Here is a 16,025-nt window from a genome sequence, read left to right on the forward strand (position 1 = left end):
GCACGCGCCGCCACCTCAGCCGTACTCCTCGACCGGCGCGTCCGCGCCGGCGTCGGCGTGGTCGACCTGGACGACGTCGACGGCCGCGACGCCGAAGCCGTCCGCGAGCGCGTCGCGAGCGGCGTCGGTGTCAGGCGCCGCGACGGCGACGGTCGCCGTCGCCTCGACCTGGAGGTCGTTCAGCCGCGGCTGGAGGGCGGTGACGTCGACGCGTTCGACGGTGTCGACGGCGCCGACGCCGCGGAGGACGTTCTGCGCGCCGCACTCGAGGTCGCCGGCGGCGTCGCGCGGGACGTTCATCGTGAGGTCCGCCACGAGGCGGACTCGCTGGCAAGCTGCTGCCATAGGCTCCCGCCGAGACTCGAACTCGGGCCAGGCTGGCTGGCGGCCACGGGCTGTCGGGAGTACAGCCCGCGCTCACCCGGTGGACCCACGAGAAGCACGCGCAGTGCCGTCGGCGGCGTTCGACGGCGGACCGCGTCCCCCTCGGGGTTCCGTCGCCGCTTCACGCGGCGAGGGTGGACGCGGACTGCGCGTTCGGGCGGTATCCGGCGACCACGAACCCCACGGTGGACGGACTCTCCCCCTGTGGGGAGGAGATGTCGGTCGCGTGGAGTGTGGTGGTCATCGGATTGTCACCCGGTTCGCTGGCTCGGGCGCTCCGAGCCGGTGCACTCGGTAAATTCTGCCCCCGTACAATAAGCTTTTCCGAGGTGTGCGACCGGGTCGCAGGACGGCCGCCCGGGCAGACTGCCGTGACCGCTGCCCGACGCCGTCACTCGCGGAGCAGCCGCTCCGGCGGCACTACTGCGAACCGTCGCCGTCTCCACCGCGCTTCTCGTCGCTCGAGGGGTCGCCACCGTCGCCCTTCGTCGGACAGTCGCCTTTCTGGTCGACCTGGACGTTCACCGTCGCCGTGAGGCCCTCAGAGACGTGGACGGTCAGCTCGCTGTCCGCGTCCAGGGGCTCGTAGGACTCCCGCTCGCCGACGTCGAGCGTCCCCCTGTTCGAGTTCGGCGTGAACTCGTCGCCGGCGTCCGTGGTGATCCGTTCGACGGTGAACTGGGCGGTGTACTGGTTCGTCACCCAGACGCGGACCGGGTTCGCACCGTCGCCGCTCCCGTTGGCCTTCTCGCAGGCCTGCACGCCGACGTAGCCGTCCTCGGGTTCGACGACGTTCACCTGGACGCCGCGCTCGGCGCTGGCGCTCGTGAACCCCAGCGACCCCGTGGCGAGCGCTGCCGCCGCGGCGACCGCGAGCACGACGCTCGCCGCGCGTCGAGCGTTCATGGTCACCCGAGTTCCGGCGGTTCGTCTGTCTCCCCGATGCGCTGTCCCCGCGAGTAGTACGTGTGCGCGACCGCGGACGCCGCGAACATCGCGACGACGGCGACCAGCCACGCGACGTCCGACAGCAGCGCGAACGGCCACGCGTTCAGCCAGACGGCCGCCGTCAGCGACGCCGCGACCCCGGAGAGCCCGAGGTAGTAGACGCTCCACGGGATCTCGTGGCCCTGCACGACGTCCATGTAGACCTCGACGTCCTCGAGGGCCGCGGTCGGTTCGACGGTGCCGCGGTTCTTGTCGAAGTCGACGACGCCAGCGTCGTCCATCATCGGGAGGTGGGACTGCTGGAGCGCCGTGTACACGCGCTTGCGTTCGTCGTAGGAGACCGCTTCGACGTCGACGCCGTACTCCCAGGCGGCGACCTGTTCGGCGACGTCGCCGAGCTCGGCCGTCTCCCCCTCGGCCTTCAGCGCGTGCACCGCGTACCGCCGCCGCCGGTTCGCGAGGACGTCGAACAGCTCGTCCTCGGAGAGATCGTCCGTCGATCCCTCGGTGTCGGTCTGTTCCTCCGCCGTCTCTGAGGGCTCCCCCCGCCCCCGATGCTGTGATACCGATGACACAACGGGCGTAGGTAGCTGCTAATCCGCCATAAGTGTTGGCGATAGTTAACTTATCTTCGCGCGCCGAACGAAACTGCCGTCCGTCGGTAACCGCATGATAACGCCGTTCTAGGACTAAATTACCCGGTAGGATTCGAGATACGTATCGCGATAGCAACCCCCAGTTTCGCCGCCTCAGGAGTGACCTGACGGTCGGTCAGGCGGGGGTTGTTGGGACTGCCGTGCTGCTCAGAGCTTGTCATCCACTCGTCTGACGAACGATAGACTACCGCTGAACTCTCTCAGTCGTGTCAATACTACTTCCATAGGGCTTGTGGGGTCGAGTGAGCGCTCCCGCCTGGTGGGTGCCGTAGGGGAGCGCACAACGAGGTAATCGAACCATGCAACGTCGCAAGTTCATCGCTGGCGTGGGATCGCTCGCTGCCGCCTCGGCAGCCGCAATGGGTACCGGCGCGTTCACGAGCGTGAGCGCGAACCGGAGTCTCTCGGTCGAGGTGGCCGACGACGCAGACGCGCTGCTCGGCATCGACGACATCGACGACTCGGCAAACAGCGAGTACGTGACCACGGAAGGGAACACTGTCTCCATCGACATTTCCAGCGCTGAAGGGGGTACGGGTCTCAACGACGAAGCGACGACTACCATCGACGACCTCCTCAAGATCACCAACCAGGGCACGCAGGACGTGTACGTGTGGGCGGAGAACCTCCCGTCCGAGCCGCGCGTGGCGCTCGGTGTTCAGGACTCCAGTGACATCGAGAACGATGGAGAGGGTGCCGGCCTCAACCAGGGCGCGTTCTCGGCCAATAGCAACCTCAATCCCGACGACCCGGACGACGACGAGGACGATCAGAACCCCGGAGGCTACGAGGCCGCTCCGAAGGTCGCGCCCGGTGGCTACGTCGACGTCTCGATGTTCGCCTACGGCGACCTCTCCGGACTCGAATACGACGACGACATCGTCATCAAGGCTGTCGCCGAGGACGAGGCCTGAGTCACCGGCCACGCCGGTCACCAGAAATCATGAAACGACGCACCTTCCTGGCCGGGCTCGGGGCGACCGCTGCGGGGAGCAGCGCCGTCCTCGGCACCGGCGCCTTTACCAGCGTCAGTGCTGACCGGCGACTACAGGTCGAGGTAGCGAGCGACGACGACGCCCTGCTCGCCCTCACGCAACTTGGGAGTGGGTTCCGGAGTGCCGAGGACGGTACCCCCGAAAAGGTCGAATTCAGTTTCCCGAGTATGGAGGAACAGGTCGACGACCATGGACTCGGACTCGGCGCCGACTCCGTGTACGAGTTCGACAGGGACGCGGACGAGAGTTCGACCGAGGAGCCGACGGAGGGCCTCCTCCGCATCGAGAACCAGGGGACCCAGCCAGTGACGGTCTACTCCGAACACCAGACCGACTCCGAACTCGAGGTCGAGCTGTACGATGTCGAGGACGACGACGAAACCGCTCTCCGCGACGACCCGGCACTCCTGGACGTCGGCGAGTCCGTCGACGTGGGATTCCGCATTCGGACGGTCGGCGCCGACGTCGGGGAGTTCGAGGAGACGCTGACGATCGTCGCCGACCAGCCAGACGACTGACGACCCAGACAGGCAGTTCCGCGTTCGCGCGGACGGCGGTTCGACTCCGCCGCTGGGCATCCGCCCTCACGGGCGAACTCGACCATGCAACGTCGCAAGTTCATCGCTGGCGTGGGATCGCTCGCTGCCGCCTCGGCAGCCGCAATGGGTACCGGCGCGTTCACGAGCGTGAGCGCGAACCGGAGTCTCTCGGTCGAGGTGGCCGACGACGCAGACGCGCTGCTCGGCCTGTCGCCGAGCGACGGATCGAACGCCGCGTACGCCGAGGAGACTGGCGGTACGCTGGAGTTCAACTTCGACGAGGACGCAACTGGCGTCGACGGCGACGGCGTGAACGACGACGCTCGAACCATCATCCGGGACGTTTTCCAGATCACGAACCAGGGGACACAGGACGTCTACGTCTTCGTCGAAGTCGAGGACATCCCGGACGGGGTCGGCATCTTCTCGGACTACCCCGCCAACGTCGAAGAGGGTGCTGGAGAGCCCAGCCCCGGTCCAGCTGAGCCGACGGTTGGTCTGGGGGAAGGCAGCCAGGGCAAGACCGGTGCACCCGACCACCCGATTCCCGAACGGATTCTCGTTCCGGTCGGAGAGACCATGGACGAGATCGGCTTCTCGTTCAACACCGGAGGCGAGAGTGGCCTCGATCCGTCTGACTTCCCGATGGACCTGACCATTCAGGCGGTGGCTGAATCCGAGTACTGAGGGAATGAGTCGCCCACGTTGGAGTGCCCCGGCGGGACTTTGGTTCCCGTCGGACGAACTGTTCGATTCCGCCGGTGGCTCTCCCACGAGGGGTCGAACTCATGCAACGACGCAACGTCCTCGCTGCCGTCGGATCACTCGCCGCCACCTCGGCGGCTGCAATTGGCACTGGCGCGTTCACGAGCGTGAGCGCGAACCGGAGTCTCTCGGTCGAGGTGGCCGACGACGCGGACGCGCTGCTCGGACTCGTAGTTCCCGATTCACTGGGGAACGGCGAGTACGCCACTTGTTCGAACGTGGGGAGCACCGACCAACTAGTGCTGAACTTCGACGAGGACGCGACTGTCGCCGGGAGTGGGGTGAACGACGACGCGCTGTCGCGGTTCGACTCGGTGTTCCGCGTCGAGAACCACGGCACGCAGTTCGTGCGGCTCGGCGTCGACAAGACCGGGCTGGGCGAACCGGGCCGCTGGGACTTCTACCCCTACGGGGACGGCGTGACGAGCTACCCGAACTGGGACGAAGGATACGTCGGTCCCGGCATTTCGACCGGTGGCTCCATGCCCGTCGGCGTCCGCGTCGACGCGCGCGACCCGGAAGACGAACTGGCGGGTGGCTCCATCACGATTACGGCTCGGGCGTAGCCGGCGGCGACCGTGAGTCTCGCCGTCAGTCGCCGACCGGTCGTTCCGAACCGCGCGTGGCAGGCTGTCCCTGATGCGTTTCAGGCGTCTCAATACTACAGTCGTGTCAGTGAAAGGAGGCGCTGACCACGCCGGCGTGGGGCTCGCTGGCCGACCGTGTCGCCACGGAGATCGATTCACATGACGAACCGCCGACGTGTCGCCGCGCTCGCGACCGCGCTCGCCGTCGCCGGGACGCTCGCGTTCCCGTCGGTGGCGGCGCCGCTGTTCGCCGAGGACGTCGACGCGGTCGGCGCGGACGTGGAGCTCGCGCCGAGCAGCGAGTACGCGTCCCTCGAGGACGGCGAGCTCGTCGTCGACCTGTCGGCGTCGAACCCGGACCTCGACGGCGAGGGCGTCAATCCCGACGCCGTAACTTCCATCGATGACGCCTTCCGCGTGCGGTACACTGGCTCGCAGTACGCCCACGTCTGGCTGACCCACGACTCGGACGCGGTGACGTTCCGCGTGGACGGCGAGCCGATTCAGTCCGAGGGGAGCAACGTGACCCTCGCGCCGAACGAGACGGTGGCCGTCGCGGTGGCAGTCGACACGACCGGCCGGGTGGACGACGCGGGCCTCGACGACGTGACCGTGCACGCTCGAGCGGCCGAGCCCGAGACCGCCGAGCAGACCGACGAGGATGCGGATTCCCTCGAGTTCGACGGCGTCTCCCTGCAGTCCCGCTCCCCGACGCCGGACTCGCGGCGGTTCACGGCGCTCGGCGCGGCCGAGGGCGAGACGCTGTCGCTGGACGCGAGCAGCCTGGCGCTCGACAGCGCGGACGGCGCGACGCTGACGCTCGAGGAGCTCCGGGTCCGGAACGGCGGCGGGTCGCTGTCCCTGGGCGTCGAGCGCAGCGACGACGAGTCGCCGCGGTCGCTGGTGGTCGCGGAGGGCGCCGAGCCGCTCGGGGCGGCCGCGGTGTCCGTGGACGCCGGGAGCGTCGCGAACGCGACGGTGCGGTTCGGCGTCGACGCGGCGTACTTCGAGTCGCGCGACGTGGACCGCGAGGCGCTCGCGGTGTACCGCGAGGACGGCGGCGACCTCTCGAAGCTGGACGTCTCGGTGACCGGCGAGCGCGCGGGCCGCGTGTACGTCGAGGCGGAGACGCCGGGGTTCTCGACGCTCGTGGTGGCCGCGGACCGCGCGCGCACCGCGGTCGAGAGCGCGTCGCTGAACCGGACGAGCGTCGCGCCGGGCGAGGCCGTGGGCGTCGAGGCGACGGTCGTCAACGACGGCGCGGCGGCGGGCGAGCGGACCGTCGCGGTGGCCGTGGACGGCGAGGTCGTCGCCGAGCGCGCGGTGGCCGTGCCGGCGGGCGACGCCGTGACGGTGACCGTGCCCGTTTCGGAGTCCGAGCCCGGCGAGTACGCGGTCGGCGTGGGCGACGCCGCGGCTGGAACGTTCAGCGTGAACGCGTCCGCGGCGGACGGCCCGGCGGCGACCACCCAGCCCGCAGACGGGGCGGGCCAGCAGGCCGACGGCGTCGCCGACGCGCAGGACGACCGGGAGGAGCAGGCCGCAGGGTTCGGGCTGTCGGAGCTGCTCGGGCTGGTGGCGTTCCTCGGCATCGTCGCGGCGACGCTGTTCCTCGTGCGGCGGCGGCCCCGCCCCGACAGGTGACGCGGCCCGCGCCGGCGGCCCGGGACGGCAGCGGGGAGTAGGTTTTTGTCGGCCGACAGACCAGAAGGCGGTATGGGGGCCTTCGGGGAGACGGAGTCCGTCCGGGCGGCGCTGGCAGACGCCGTGCGGGCTCGCGACGCCGCGGCGCTCGCGCTCGTGCCCGCCGTCGCGTGCGGGGTGTTCCTCCTGCCGCCGGCGACGCGGCGGCGGCTGGCGTTCGCGTACGACGACCCGACCGCGGTGACCGCGTACACGAACCACGTCGTGCACTTCGGCGTCGAACACCTCGCGGCGAACGTCCTGGGGTTCGCGCTGCTGGCTGGCTCGGGGTACGTGCTCGCCGCGCTCGCGGGACACCGGCGGCTGTTCGGCGCCGCCGCCGCGACCTACCTCGTGGCGTTCCCGCCCGTCCTCTCGGCGCTGAACCTCGTCGTCGGCGACGACGCGCTCGGGTACGGGCTCTCCGGCGTCAACATGGCCTTCGAGGGGCTGCTCGGCCTGGTGGTGGTCGCGTACGCGCGTCAGCGACTGGACGGCCGCGTGCGCGTCCGGCACGCGCCGGCGGTGTTCTTCGCGGCGACGGCCGCCGTCGCGGTGCTCGCGCTCCCCCCGGGGCGGTGGGCGGCCGGCATCGCGGCGGCGAGCGCGGTCGTCGCGGCGGGCTACGTCGCGTCCGCCCGGAGCGCGTGGCGGGACGCGACGCCGTCGCCGGCGGGCGGCCGCGCGGAGTCGCTGCTCGCGCAAACGGGGTGGCTCGACGTCGGCGTGCTCGCCGGCGTGGTGTTCGCCGGCTACCTCGCCGTCGGGTTCCCGGCGCCCGTCGGCGGCGACGGCGTGGTGGTGAACCTCTACGTGCACCTGCTGGGGTTCTCCCTGGGGTTCTCGGTGCCGTACGTCGCGCTGGAACTCGGCGCGTTCGAGGCGTCCGGCGGTGAGTGACTCGCACGCTCACCGCGACCGAGGACTTTTGGTGGTCTGACACGTCGGGCCGGGTAACTGTGCCGTCGCTCCGCCGCGTCGCGACCGTCACCGCGGAGGCCGTCGTCGCGCTCGTCGTCGTGTCGCTGGTCGTCGGCCAGGTCGTCGGCACGCCCGTCCTCCTCGGGTACGTCGAGACCGGGAGCATGGAGCCGACGATGGAGCCCGGCGATGGTTTCGTCGCCGTCCCGTCGGCCGTCTCCGGGGACGTCGAGGAGGGCGACGTCGTCGTGTTCCGCGCGGAGGAGATCCAGGGCGGGGGCCTCACGACGCACCGCGTCGTCGACGTCACCGAACGCGGGTACATCACGCGCGGGGACGCGAACCCGTTCACCGACCAGGACGGCGACGAGCCGCCCGTGCAGGACGCGCAGGTCGTCGCGGAGGCGCTCCAGGTCGGCGGCGAGGTGGTCGTGATCCCGGACCTCGGCACTGGCGTCGTCGCCCTCCAGGGCGCGTTCGCGGACGCGCAGCGGCAGCTCGCCGCGACGACGGGGACGCGGTCCCTGCTCGGCACTCAGGGGCTGGCGTACCTCCTGCTCGCGCTGTCTGTGCTGCTGTACGTCGTCGACCTGTTGCTGGCCGGCGACGGGCCGGCGCGTGACCGGAGCAGGGACCGGAGCCGCTCGCAGGGCGTCTCGCCAGGTCTGATCGTCGCCGCCCTCGCGGCGATGCTCGTGGTCGCGGCGACGGCGGCGATGGTGGTGCCGGCGGGCACCCAGGAGTTCGGCCTGGTGAGCGCGGAGTTCGACTCCGAGGACCCCACCGTCGTCCGGCAGGGGGAGTCCTCGACTCGGGAGTACCGCGTGCCGAACGCCGGACTCGTCCCGGTGGTGACGTACGTCGAACCGGCCAGCGACGGCGTCGCTGTCGACCCAGAGCGCCAGCGCGTCGCCGGCCGGAGCGCCGAGACGGTCGACGTGACGCTGACGGCGCCCGAGGACACCGGCTACTACCGGCGGTTCGTCGCGGAGCACCGCTACCTCGCCGTGCTGCCGGTGCCGGTCCTGGACGCGCTCCACGACGCTCACCCCTGGCTGCCGGTTCTCGCCGTCGACGCGCTGCTGGCCGGCTCGGTCGCGCTGCTCGGGAACGCGCTGCTCGGCGGGCGTCGCGTCCGCCTGCGCCGCCGGTCGACGCGGCACGAGCGGTCGCTGTGGGCGCGCGTCCGACGGCTCCTGTGGTGACGCCGCCGGGCGGCCCGACACTCAGGTCGACTGACCGACACTTCTATGCTCCCCCGTCACACAGAGGCGGGCATGGGTCAGGGGACGCGGGGGCTGGAGGTACGCGCAGTCGCGTCGTCGTGGTCCCCGGTGCTGGTCGTCGTCCTCGCCGCGTGCGTCGTCGTCGGCGGGTGGGCGGCGGCCACCGCGCACGTCGCGCCGGGGACCACCGAACAGCAGTCCGAGCGCGCGCACTGGACGGTCTCCGGCGAGTTCGACCACTCGGCGGAGGTCACCCGGGAGAACCCCGTCTTCGAGGAGGGCGCGACCCTCGAGAACCGCGAGACGTACTTCGTGCGGGCGACGCCCGTGCTGGACGGCGAGTTCGCCGCCGAGTACACGAGCGTCGCGGGCGACTCGGCGGACCTCGCCGTCGACACGGCGCTCGTCGTGCGCGCCGTCGAGGACGGCACCGTCTACTGGACGGACCGCGTCGACCTCGCGTCGACGACAGCCGACGGCGTCGCGTCCGGCGAGTCGGCGTCGGTGTCGTTCTCCCTGAACGCCTCCGAACTCGCCGACCGCCGCGCGGAGATCGAGCAGTCCCTCGGGCAGTCGCCCGGCGAGACGGAGGCGTTCGTCGCCGCGACCGTCACGGCCGAGGGCACGGCCGGCGGCGAGCAAGTCACGGAGTCGCTCACGCACCGCCTCCCGGTCAGCGTCGACGGCGACACGTACGCGGTCGAGTCCCCCGGGAGCACCTCGGAGACCGCGACGACCGCCGAGACCGTGACCGTGCAGCGCGAGTACGGCCCGCTCTGGGCGCTCGGCGGGCCGCTGCTGTTCATGCTCGGGGCGGGCGGCCTTGGCGCGCTCGCGGTCGCTCACCGCCGTGACGCGCTCGCGCTCTCCGCGGCCGAGCGCGACTACCTCGAGTACAGCCGCGAGCGCGACGAGTTCGACGAGTGGGTGGTGTCGGTCCGCCTGCCGGCGTCGGTCCGCGACCGGCCGCGCGCGGACGCGGACTCGCTGGCGGACCTCGTGGACTTCGCCATCGACACGGACGCGGGCGTCGTCGAGGACCCCGAGACGGGGCGGTTCTACGCCGTCGGCGACGACCTCGTCGTGGCGTACGACCCGCCGTCGCCGCCCGCCGAGCGCGACGGCGGCATCGACGCCGGGTCGGTGCTCGCCGCGGTCACGGGCGGCAGAGTGAGCGCTGGCGGGACCGACGGCGAGAGCGCGGTGGCGGCAGACCCGGTGTCGTCCGAGGAGGCCAGCGAGGGGGCGAGCGTGAGCGAGGCCGAGGAGGAGGCCAGCGCGGACGGAGCCGAGGAGAAGGCGAGCACGGAGGCGGCCGACGGCGGCGCTGCCGTCGACGCAGCGGCGGGGTCGGACGGCGACGAACCGGTCGAACGGGGGGCGGCCGACCGCCCGGGTCGGCCGGACGGCGGCACCGGCGTCGACGCGGCCTCGGACGACCGCGCGTAGGTCGCGTCGCGGTCGCCCGCCACCCAGAAGTACGGCGTGAGCCCGCCGCCCGGGTGGGCGACCACGCGGTCGACCTCCACGACCGTCTCCGGGGCCTCGGTCAGCGTCTCGGCCATCGCGACGGAACTCGTGGGGACTGCGACCTCCGCGACCACGCTCATGCGTCGACGGACGGACGGTGACGGTGTAAACGTGAAGGCCGAACGTTTAATCCCGCCGGCCCGTACGTCGATTCGATGGCAGGGGACGACCAGCGCCAGGGGGGCGTCGACTCGGGCGACCGCGTCGAGCCGCCGCCGTCGTTCGTCGAGCAGGCGAACGTCACGGACGCGGACGTCCGCGCTCGCTTCGAGGGCGACTGGCCCGACTGCTGGGCGGCGGCCGCCGACCTCCTCGACTGGGAGACCGACTACGACGCGGTGCTCGGCGGCGAGCGGCCGCCGTTCCGGTGGTTCGACGGCGGCCGGCTGAACGCCTGCCACAACTGCGTCGACCGCCACCTCGGCGACCGCAAGAACCAGGTCGCGCTCACGTGGGAGGGCCGCCTCGGCGAGTCCCGGACGTACTCCTACCTCGACCTCCACCGGGAGGTCAACGAGTTCGCGGCGGCGCTCCGGGACCTCGGCGTCGCGGAGGACGACGTCGTCACCCTCTACATGCCCGTCGTCCCGGAGCTCGTGGTCGCGATGCTGGCGTGCGCCAGAATCGGCGCGCCCCACAGCGTCGTCTTCGCGGGCTTCTCCGCGGACGCCCTCGCGACGCGCATGGCGGCCGCGGACTCGACGTACCTCGTCACCTGCGACGGCTACTACCGCCGGGGCGCGCCGGTCCACCAGAAGAACAAGGCGGACAACGCCGCCATCGCGCTCGACGACGACGTCGAGGCGACCGTGGTCGTCGACCGCCTCGGGGACGACGCGCCCCTCGGCGACGACGAGTACGACTACGAGGACCTCGTCACGGAGTACCGCGGCGCCACCGTCGACCCCGTGCCGCGCGCGAGCACCGACCAGCTGTTCCTCATCCACACCTCGGGGACCACCGGCGAACCCACCGGCGTCCGGCACACGACCGGCGGCTACCTCGCGCACGCCGCCTGGACGAGCCGCGCCGTCCTCGACCTCGAACCCGAGGACACCCACTGGTGTTCGGCGGACATCGGGTGGATCACCGGCCACACGTACACCGTCTACGGCCCGCTCGCGGTCGGCGCGACGACGATGCTCTACGAGGGCACGCCCGACCACCCCGAGAAGGACCGCGTCTGGGAGCTCATCGAGCGCAACGCCGTCGACGTCTTCTACACGGCGCCGACGGCCGTCCGCGCGTTCATGAAGTGGGGCGAGCAGTACCCGGAGGCCCACGACCTCTCGAGCCTCCGGCTGCTCGGCACCGTCGGCGAACCGATCAACCCGCGCGCCTGGAAGTGGTACCACGAGCACATCGGCGGCGGCGACTGTCCGGTGGTGGACACGTGGTGGCAGACCGAGACCGGCGGCATGATGGTCACGACGCTCCCGGGCGTCGACACGATGAAACCGGGGTCGGCCGGCCCGCCGCTCCCCGGCGTCGACGCGAGAGTCGTGGACGCGGCCGGCGACCCGGTCGACCCCGGCGAGACGGGCTTCCTCGTGCTCACGCGGCCGTGGCCGGGGATGCCGCTGTCGATGGTCGAGGACGACGGCTGGTTCGCCGACCACGACCCCGCGCGTCCCGACCTCTCCGGGTTCGAGTGGGCGTACGGCACGGAGGACGGCGCGACCGTCGACGAGGACGGCTACGTCACGCTGCTCGGGCGCGTCGACGACGTGGTGAACGTCTCCGGCCGCCGGTTCGCCACGATGGAGATCGAGGCCGCCATCGCGGACGTCGAGGGCGTCGCGGAGGCCGCCGTCGTCAGCGGCCCCCACGACCTGAAGGGCCGGGCCATCTACGCGTACGTCTCCGCCGCCGAGGACGCCGCCGAGGCCGACCTGCGCGAGGACGTCGCGGACGCGGTCGCGGACGCCATCGGGCCCGTCGCCGAACCCGACGTCGTGGTGTTCACGCCCGAGCTGCCGAAGACGCGCTCGGGGAAGATCATGCGGCGGCTCCTCGAGGCCGTCGCGAGCGGCGAGGACCTCGGCGACACCAGCGCGCTGCGCAACCCCGAGGTCGTCGGCGAACTCGAGTCCGCGCTCGCCGACCGCGACCGTTAGTTTCGAGAGATTCTATCGAAGCGAAACCAAGAAACTCCGGTACGTGGCTCGCTTCAATTCGGACTCGGTCCCAGATACCGGCGTCTCACAACACTTTAGTTTCGGGATTTCGTCTGTTCGCGAAACATGGGCGGCGACGGACCGGCGCTGTCGGCGGCCGACTACGCGCGGCTCCGGCGCGCGACCGAGACGCACCGCGAGGAACTCGTCGTGCGGCTCGCGGGCGAGGTCGGCCTGCGGCCCGCCGAGCTCGCGCGCGTCCGGCCGGCCGACGTCGCGACCGTCGACCGCGAGGGCGCGACGCACTTCTTCCTCGACGTGCGGGACGAGGACGGCGACGTCGCGCGCGCCGCCTACCTGCCCGCGGACGTCGAACACGACCTCCGGCAGTACGCGCGGACCGCTGACGTCGCCGACGACGAGCCGCTCGTGTCGGTGTCGCCGCGGCGCGTCCAGATGCTCGTCGGGGAGGTCGGCGACCGCGCCGCCGACCGCACCGGCGACGACGCGCTCGCAGCGGTCTCGACGCGAGCGCTCCGGCGGTTCTTCGCGCGGCGCCTGCTCGCCGAGGAGGGCGTCGACGCGCGCGCGGTGCAGGCGGTCGGCGGCTGGGCGAGCCTCGGCAGCCTCGACCAGTTCGCGCCGGCGCCCGACCGCGAGGCGGTCGCCGCCGCCTTCGCCGACTCCTCGCTCGCGCCCGAGCGACCGCGCGACGACGGCGCGGCCGGTCCGAGCGAGCGGTTCCTGGCGGCGCTGGACCGCGTGCGCGCGGTCGGGGAGGCGGTCGGTGACGCTGCCACGCGCGGCGGCGTCGAGGCGGCGGCCTGCGAGGCGCTCGTGGACGGCGACCCGTACGCCGTCGCGTGGGTCGCGCGCCGCGCCGGCGACGAGTTCGACGTCACGTACGCCGCCGGCGCGTCGACGGGCGACGTCGGCGTCGCCGGCGACGGTGCCGTGGCCGCGGCGACCGCGAACGGCGACGTCCGCACGACCCGCGGCGTCGGGAACGGCGCGCTCGGGGCCTGGGTCGCGGGGAGCGACCTGGACGCGGCCGCTGTCGTCCCCGTCGACGACGGCGAGACGACCTACGGCGCCCTCGGCGTCGGGGTCGCCGACGGCGCGTTCGCGGACCGCGAGCGCGACCTGCTCGCGGACCTCGGGCGGCGCGTCGGGCGCGCGGTCACGGTCGTCCAGCAGCGCAAGCTCCTGCTCGCTGACACCGTCCTCGAGGTCGCCGTCGAGACGGACAGCGACGCCTCGCTGTTCGCGCGGGCCGCCGCCGAGCACGGCGCCGCCTTCTCGCTGGACGGCGTCGTCCCGGGCGACGACGCGCTCCTGTACTTCGTGCGCGTCGCGGACGCCGCGCCCGGCGACGTGCTGTCGTGGCTGGCCGACGAGTCGGCGGTCGCGGACTGCCGGCTCGTCCGGGACTACGGCGACGACGCGCTCCTCGAGGTCGTTGTCACGGGCGCGGACCTCGCGCGGTCACTGACCGAGCGCGGCGCCGCCGTCCGCGAGATGACCGCGACGCCCGCCCGCCAGCGCGTCGTCGGCGACGTGGCGACGAACGTCGACGTCCGCGGCCTCGTCGCCGCGCTCGAGGACGCGTTCCCCGGCACCGAGCTGGCGTCCAAGCGCGAACGCGGCCGGCGCGAGGAGTCGCCCGCGGCGTTCCGCGCGTCCCTCCACGAGGCCCTGACCGAGAAGCAGGCGGCGGTGCTGCGCGCGGCGTTCCACGCCGGCTACTTCGAGTGGCCGCGCGGCAGCACCGCCGAGGACCTCGCCGACGCCATCGGCATCACGTCGCCGACGCTGCACAACCACCTGCGTCGCGCCCAGCAGAAGCTCCTCTCGGCGCTCTTCGCCGACGACGACGCTGTCGGGGGCGCGCCGTCGTGGCCGGCGGAGTGACGCCGCGGCGCCGACAGCTAACTGTTTAGTGACCCCGTGCAGGCGAACGCGAGTCTGCGGCAACACTCGGTCGACCCGGTACCCGGGCGGCGGACGCACTCCGCGCGGTGACCGCCGGAGAGCGGCGGCGTAGCCGCCGAACCCTCGGATAAATTACTGGCGTGCGGACGGTTGGCATAATTAGCGTTGCCACTTAACAGGAACGTGTGAAACGGTAGTGGTGGACATGGTAGACCAGCAGTCCGACGCCGAACTCGAAGCCCGCCTCCCCGAGGGCGAGATCTTCGAGCCGCCGGCGTCGTTCGTCGAGCAGGCGAACGTGAACGACCCCGACGTACGCGAGGAGTTCGCCGAGGAGTGGCCCGAGTGCTGGGAGGCGGCCGCGGAGCTCCTGGAGTGGCGGGAGGGCTACGACCAGGTGCTGGACGACTCGAACCCGCCGTTCTACGAGTGGTTCACGGGCGGCGAGCTGAACGCCAGCGAGAACTGCCTCGACCGCCACCTCGCCGACCGCGGCGACGAACCCGCCATCGAGTGGGTGGGCGAACCGACCGACGAGACGCGTACCTACACGTACGCGGAGCTCCACCGGGAGGTCAACGAGTTCGCGGCGGCGCTCCGGGACCTCGGCGTCGAGGAAGACGACGTCGTCACCCTCTACATGCCGATGATTCCCGAGCTCCCCGTCGCGATGCTGGCGTGCGCCAGAATCGGCGCACCGCACTCGGTGGTGTTCGCGGGCTTCTCCGCGGACGCCCTCGCGACGCGCATGGAGTCCGCGGACTCCGAGTACCTCGTCACCTGCGACGGCTACTACCGCCGGGGCGACCCCCTCGACCACTTCGAGAAGGCCACCGAGGGCCTGGGCGGCGTCGACCACGAGGTCAGCGACGTGGTGGTCGTCGACCGCCTCGGGGACGACGGCTTCGAGCACTCCCTCGGCGGGGACCAACACGACTACGACGCTCTCGTGCGCGAGCACGCGGGCGCCGAGGTCGAGCCGGTCGCCCGCGACGCCGAGGACATGCTGTTCCTCATGTACACCTCCGGGACCACCGGCCAGCCGAAAGGCGTCAAACACACCACCGGCGGCTACCTGTCCTACGTCGCGTGGACGAGCCACGCGGTCCTCGACGTCAAACCCGAGGACACCTACTGGTGTTCGGCGGACATCGGGTGGATCACCGGCCACTCGTACATCGTCTACGGCCCCCTCGCGCTCGGCACCACGTCCGTGATGTACGAGGGGACGCCGGACTACCCCGAGAAGGACCGGCTCTGGGAGGTCGTCGAGGACTACGACGTCACCCAGCTCTACACCGCTCCCACCGCCATCCGGGCGTTCATGAAGTGGGGCGAGCAGTACCCGGAGGCCCACGACCTGTCGTCGCTGCGCCTCCTCGGGACCGTCGGCGAACCCATCAACCCGCGCGCCTGGAAGTGGTACTACAAGCACGTCGGCAACGAGGAGTGTCCGGTCGTGGACACGTGGTGGCAGACCGAGACCGGCGGCATGATGGTCACCACGCTGCCCGCGCTCGACGACATGAAGCCCGGGTCGGCCGGCCCGCCGCTCCCCGGCGTCGACGCCCAGGTCGTCGACGCGGCCGGCGAGGAGGTGTCGGCGGGTGAAGCCGGCTACCTGACGGTGCAGAACCCGTGGCCGGGGATGTTGCGCACCCTCTACCAGAACGACGAGCGGTTCGTCCAGGAGTACTGGGCGGAGTACTCCGACACGGACAGCGACGATTCCGGCGACTGGG

General features: G+C 71.7%; 15 protein-coding genes. 11 read left to right on the top strand and 4 right to left on the bottom strand.

Annotated features, from left to right (window positions below; genetic code table 11):
- Window positions 1-15 precede the first annotated feature (15 nt).
- From U5911_RS16720 to U5911_RS16735, 4 genes are all read right to left on the bottom strand, one after another.
- A complete protein-coding gene (locus U5911_RS16720; RefSeq protein ID WP_336038244.1) occupies window positions 16-345 on the bottom strand; it encodes a hypothetical protein in 330 nt (109 codons plus the stop codon).
- Between the two features lie 160 nt (window positions 346-505).
- Window positions 506-628: a hypothetical protein gene (locus tag U5911_RS16725; RefSeq protein ID WP_336038245.1), complete on the bottom strand. Its 123-nt coding sequence runs from the start codon at window positions 626-628 to the stop codon at window positions 506-508.
- A gap of 176 nt (window positions 629-804) precedes the next feature.
- Window positions 805-1,290, bottom strand: coding sequence for a hypothetical protein (locus tag U5911_RS16730; protein ID WP_336038246.1), 486 nt, complete (start codon window positions 1,288-1,290; stop codon window positions 805-807).
- 2 nt (window positions 1,291-1,292) lie between these two features.
- Window positions 1,293-1,907, bottom strand: coding sequence for a DUF7344 domain-containing protein (locus tag U5911_RS16735; protein WP_336038247.1), 615 nt, complete (start codon window positions 1,905-1,907; stop codon window positions 1,293-1,295).
- Between the two features lie 380 nt (window positions 1,908-2,287).
- Here U5911_RS16735 and U5911_RS16740 point away from each other — a divergent pair, with 380 nt between their 5' ends.
- The 11 genes from U5911_RS16740 to U5911_RS16790 form a co-directional block, all read left to right on the top strand.
- On the top strand, window positions 2,288-2,902 hold the full coding sequence (locus U5911_RS16740; RefSeq protein ID WP_336038248.1) for a hypothetical protein: 615 nt from the start codon (window positions 2,288-2,290) through the stop codon (window positions 2,900-2,902).
- A 29-nt stretch (window positions 2,903-2,931) separates the two neighbouring features.
- Window positions 2,932-3,501 carry a hypothetical protein gene (locus tag U5911_RS16745; protein ID WP_336038249.1) on the top strand — a complete coding sequence of 190 codons (570 nt, stop codon included), beginning with the start codon at window positions 2,932-2,934 and terminating at the stop codon, window positions 3,499-3,501.
- Between the two features lie 84 nt (window positions 3,502-3,585).
- Window positions 3,586-4,209: a hypothetical protein gene (locus U5911_RS16750; RefSeq protein ID WP_336038250.1), complete on the top strand. Its 624-nt coding sequence runs from the start codon at window positions 3,586-3,588 to the stop codon at window positions 4,207-4,209.
- Between the two features lie 101 nt (window positions 4,210-4,310).
- Window positions 4,311-4,853, top strand: a complete 543-nt coding sequence (locus U5911_RS16755; protein WP_336038251.1) for a hypothetical protein — start codon at window positions 4,311-4,313, stop codon at window positions 4,851-4,853.
- A gap of 180 nt (window positions 4,854-5,033) precedes the next feature.
- On the top strand, window positions 5,034-6,518 hold the full coding sequence (locus U5911_RS16760) for a PGF-pre-PGF domain-containing protein (RefSeq protein ID WP_336038252.1): 1,485 nt from the start codon (window positions 5,034-5,036) through the stop codon (window positions 6,516-6,518).
- A 72-nt stretch (window positions 6,519-6,590) separates the two neighbouring features.
- Entirely contained in the window at window positions 6,591-7,457 is an 867-nt protein-coding gene (locus tag U5911_RS16765) for a hypothetical protein (protein ID WP_336038253.1), read from the top strand.
- Window positions 7,458-7,516: 59 nt separating this feature from the next.
- Window positions 7,517-8,683 carry a signal peptidase I gene (locus U5911_RS16770; protein WP_336038255.1) on the top strand — a complete coding sequence of 389 codons (1,167 nt, stop codon included), beginning with the start codon at window positions 7,517-7,519 and terminating at the stop codon, window positions 8,681-8,683.
- Window positions 8,684-8,755: 72 nt separating this feature from the next.
- Entirely contained in the window at window positions 8,756-10,153 is a 1,398-nt protein-coding gene (locus U5911_RS16775) for a DUF5305 domain-containing protein (protein WP_336038256.1), read from the top strand.
- A gap of 236 nt (window positions 10,154-10,389) precedes the next feature.
- Window positions 10,390-12,351 carry an acetate--CoA ligase gene (acs, locus tag U5911_RS16780; RefSeq protein WP_336038257.1) on the top strand — a complete coding sequence of 654 codons (1,962 nt, stop codon included), beginning with the start codon at window positions 10,390-10,392 and terminating at the stop codon, window positions 12,349-12,351.
- Window positions 12,352-12,477: 126 nt separating this feature from the next.
- Window positions 12,478-14,262 (top strand): bacterio-opsin activator domain-containing protein, encoded by a 1,785-nt coding sequence (locus U5911_RS16785; RefSeq protein WP_336038258.1) that lies wholly within the window; start codon window positions 12,478-12,480, stop codon window positions 14,260-14,262.
- A 226-nt stretch (window positions 14,263-14,488) separates the two neighbouring features.
- Window positions 14,489-16,025: acetate--CoA ligase (locus tag U5911_RS16790; RefSeq protein WP_336038259.1), on the top strand; the 1,537-nt coding region annotated here is incomplete at its 3' end.

This window comes from Halobacterium yunchengense, assembly GCF_037031165.1.
GTDB lineage: Archaea > Halobacteriota > Halobacteria > Halobacteriales > Halobacteriaceae > Halobacterium > Halobacterium yunchengense.

What these genes read in the sequence shown, in the direction of transcription:
- U5911_RS16765 (WP_336038253.1), top strand. Translation starts at nt 6,591, where the DNA reads ATGGGGGCCTTCGGGGAGACGGAGTCCGTCCGGGCGGCGCTGGCAGAC.
- U5911_RS16785 (WP_336038258.1), top strand. Translation starts at nt 12,478, where the DNA reads ATGGGCGGCGACGGACCGGCGCTGTCGGCGGCCGACTACGCGCGGCTC.
- U5911_RS16740 (WP_336038248.1), top strand. Translation starts at nt 2,288, where the DNA reads ATGCAACGTCGCAAGTTCATCGCTGGCGTGGGATCGCTCGCTGCCGCC.
- U5911_RS16720 (WP_336038244.1), bottom strand. Translation starts at nt 345, where the DNA reads ATGGCAGCAGCTTGCCAGCGAGTCCGCCTCGTGGCGGACCTCACGATG.
- U5911_RS16775 (WP_336038256.1), top strand. Translation starts at nt 8,756, where the DNA reads ATGGGTCAGGGGACGCGGGGGCTGGAGGTACGCGCAGTCGCGTCGTCG.
- acs (WP_336038257.1), top strand. Translation starts at nt 10,390, where the DNA reads ATGGCAGGGGACGACCAGCGCCAGGGGGGCGTCGACTCGGGCGACCGC.
- U5911_RS16750 (WP_336038250.1), top strand. Translation starts at nt 3,586, where the DNA reads ATGCAACGTCGCAAGTTCATCGCTGGCGTGGGATCGCTCGCTGCCGCC.
- U5911_RS16725 (WP_336038245.1), bottom strand. Translation starts at nt 628, where the DNA reads ATGACCACCACACTCCACGCGACCGACATCTCCTCCCCACAGGGGGAG.
- U5911_RS16760 (WP_336038252.1), top strand. Translation starts at nt 5,034, where the DNA reads ATGACGAACCGCCGACGTGTCGCCGCGCTCGCGACCGCGCTCGCCGTC.
- U5911_RS16745 (WP_336038249.1), top strand. Translation starts at nt 2,932, where the DNA reads ATGAAACGACGCACCTTCCTGGCCGGGCTCGGGGCGACCGCTGCGGGG.
- U5911_RS16755 (WP_336038251.1), top strand. Translation starts at nt 4,311, where the DNA reads ATGCAACGACGCAACGTCCTCGCTGCCGTCGGATCACTCGCCGCCACC.
- U5911_RS16730 (WP_336038246.1), bottom strand. Translation starts at nt 1,290, where the DNA reads ATGAACGCTCGACGCGCGGCGAGCGTCGTGCTCGCGGTCGCCGCGGCG.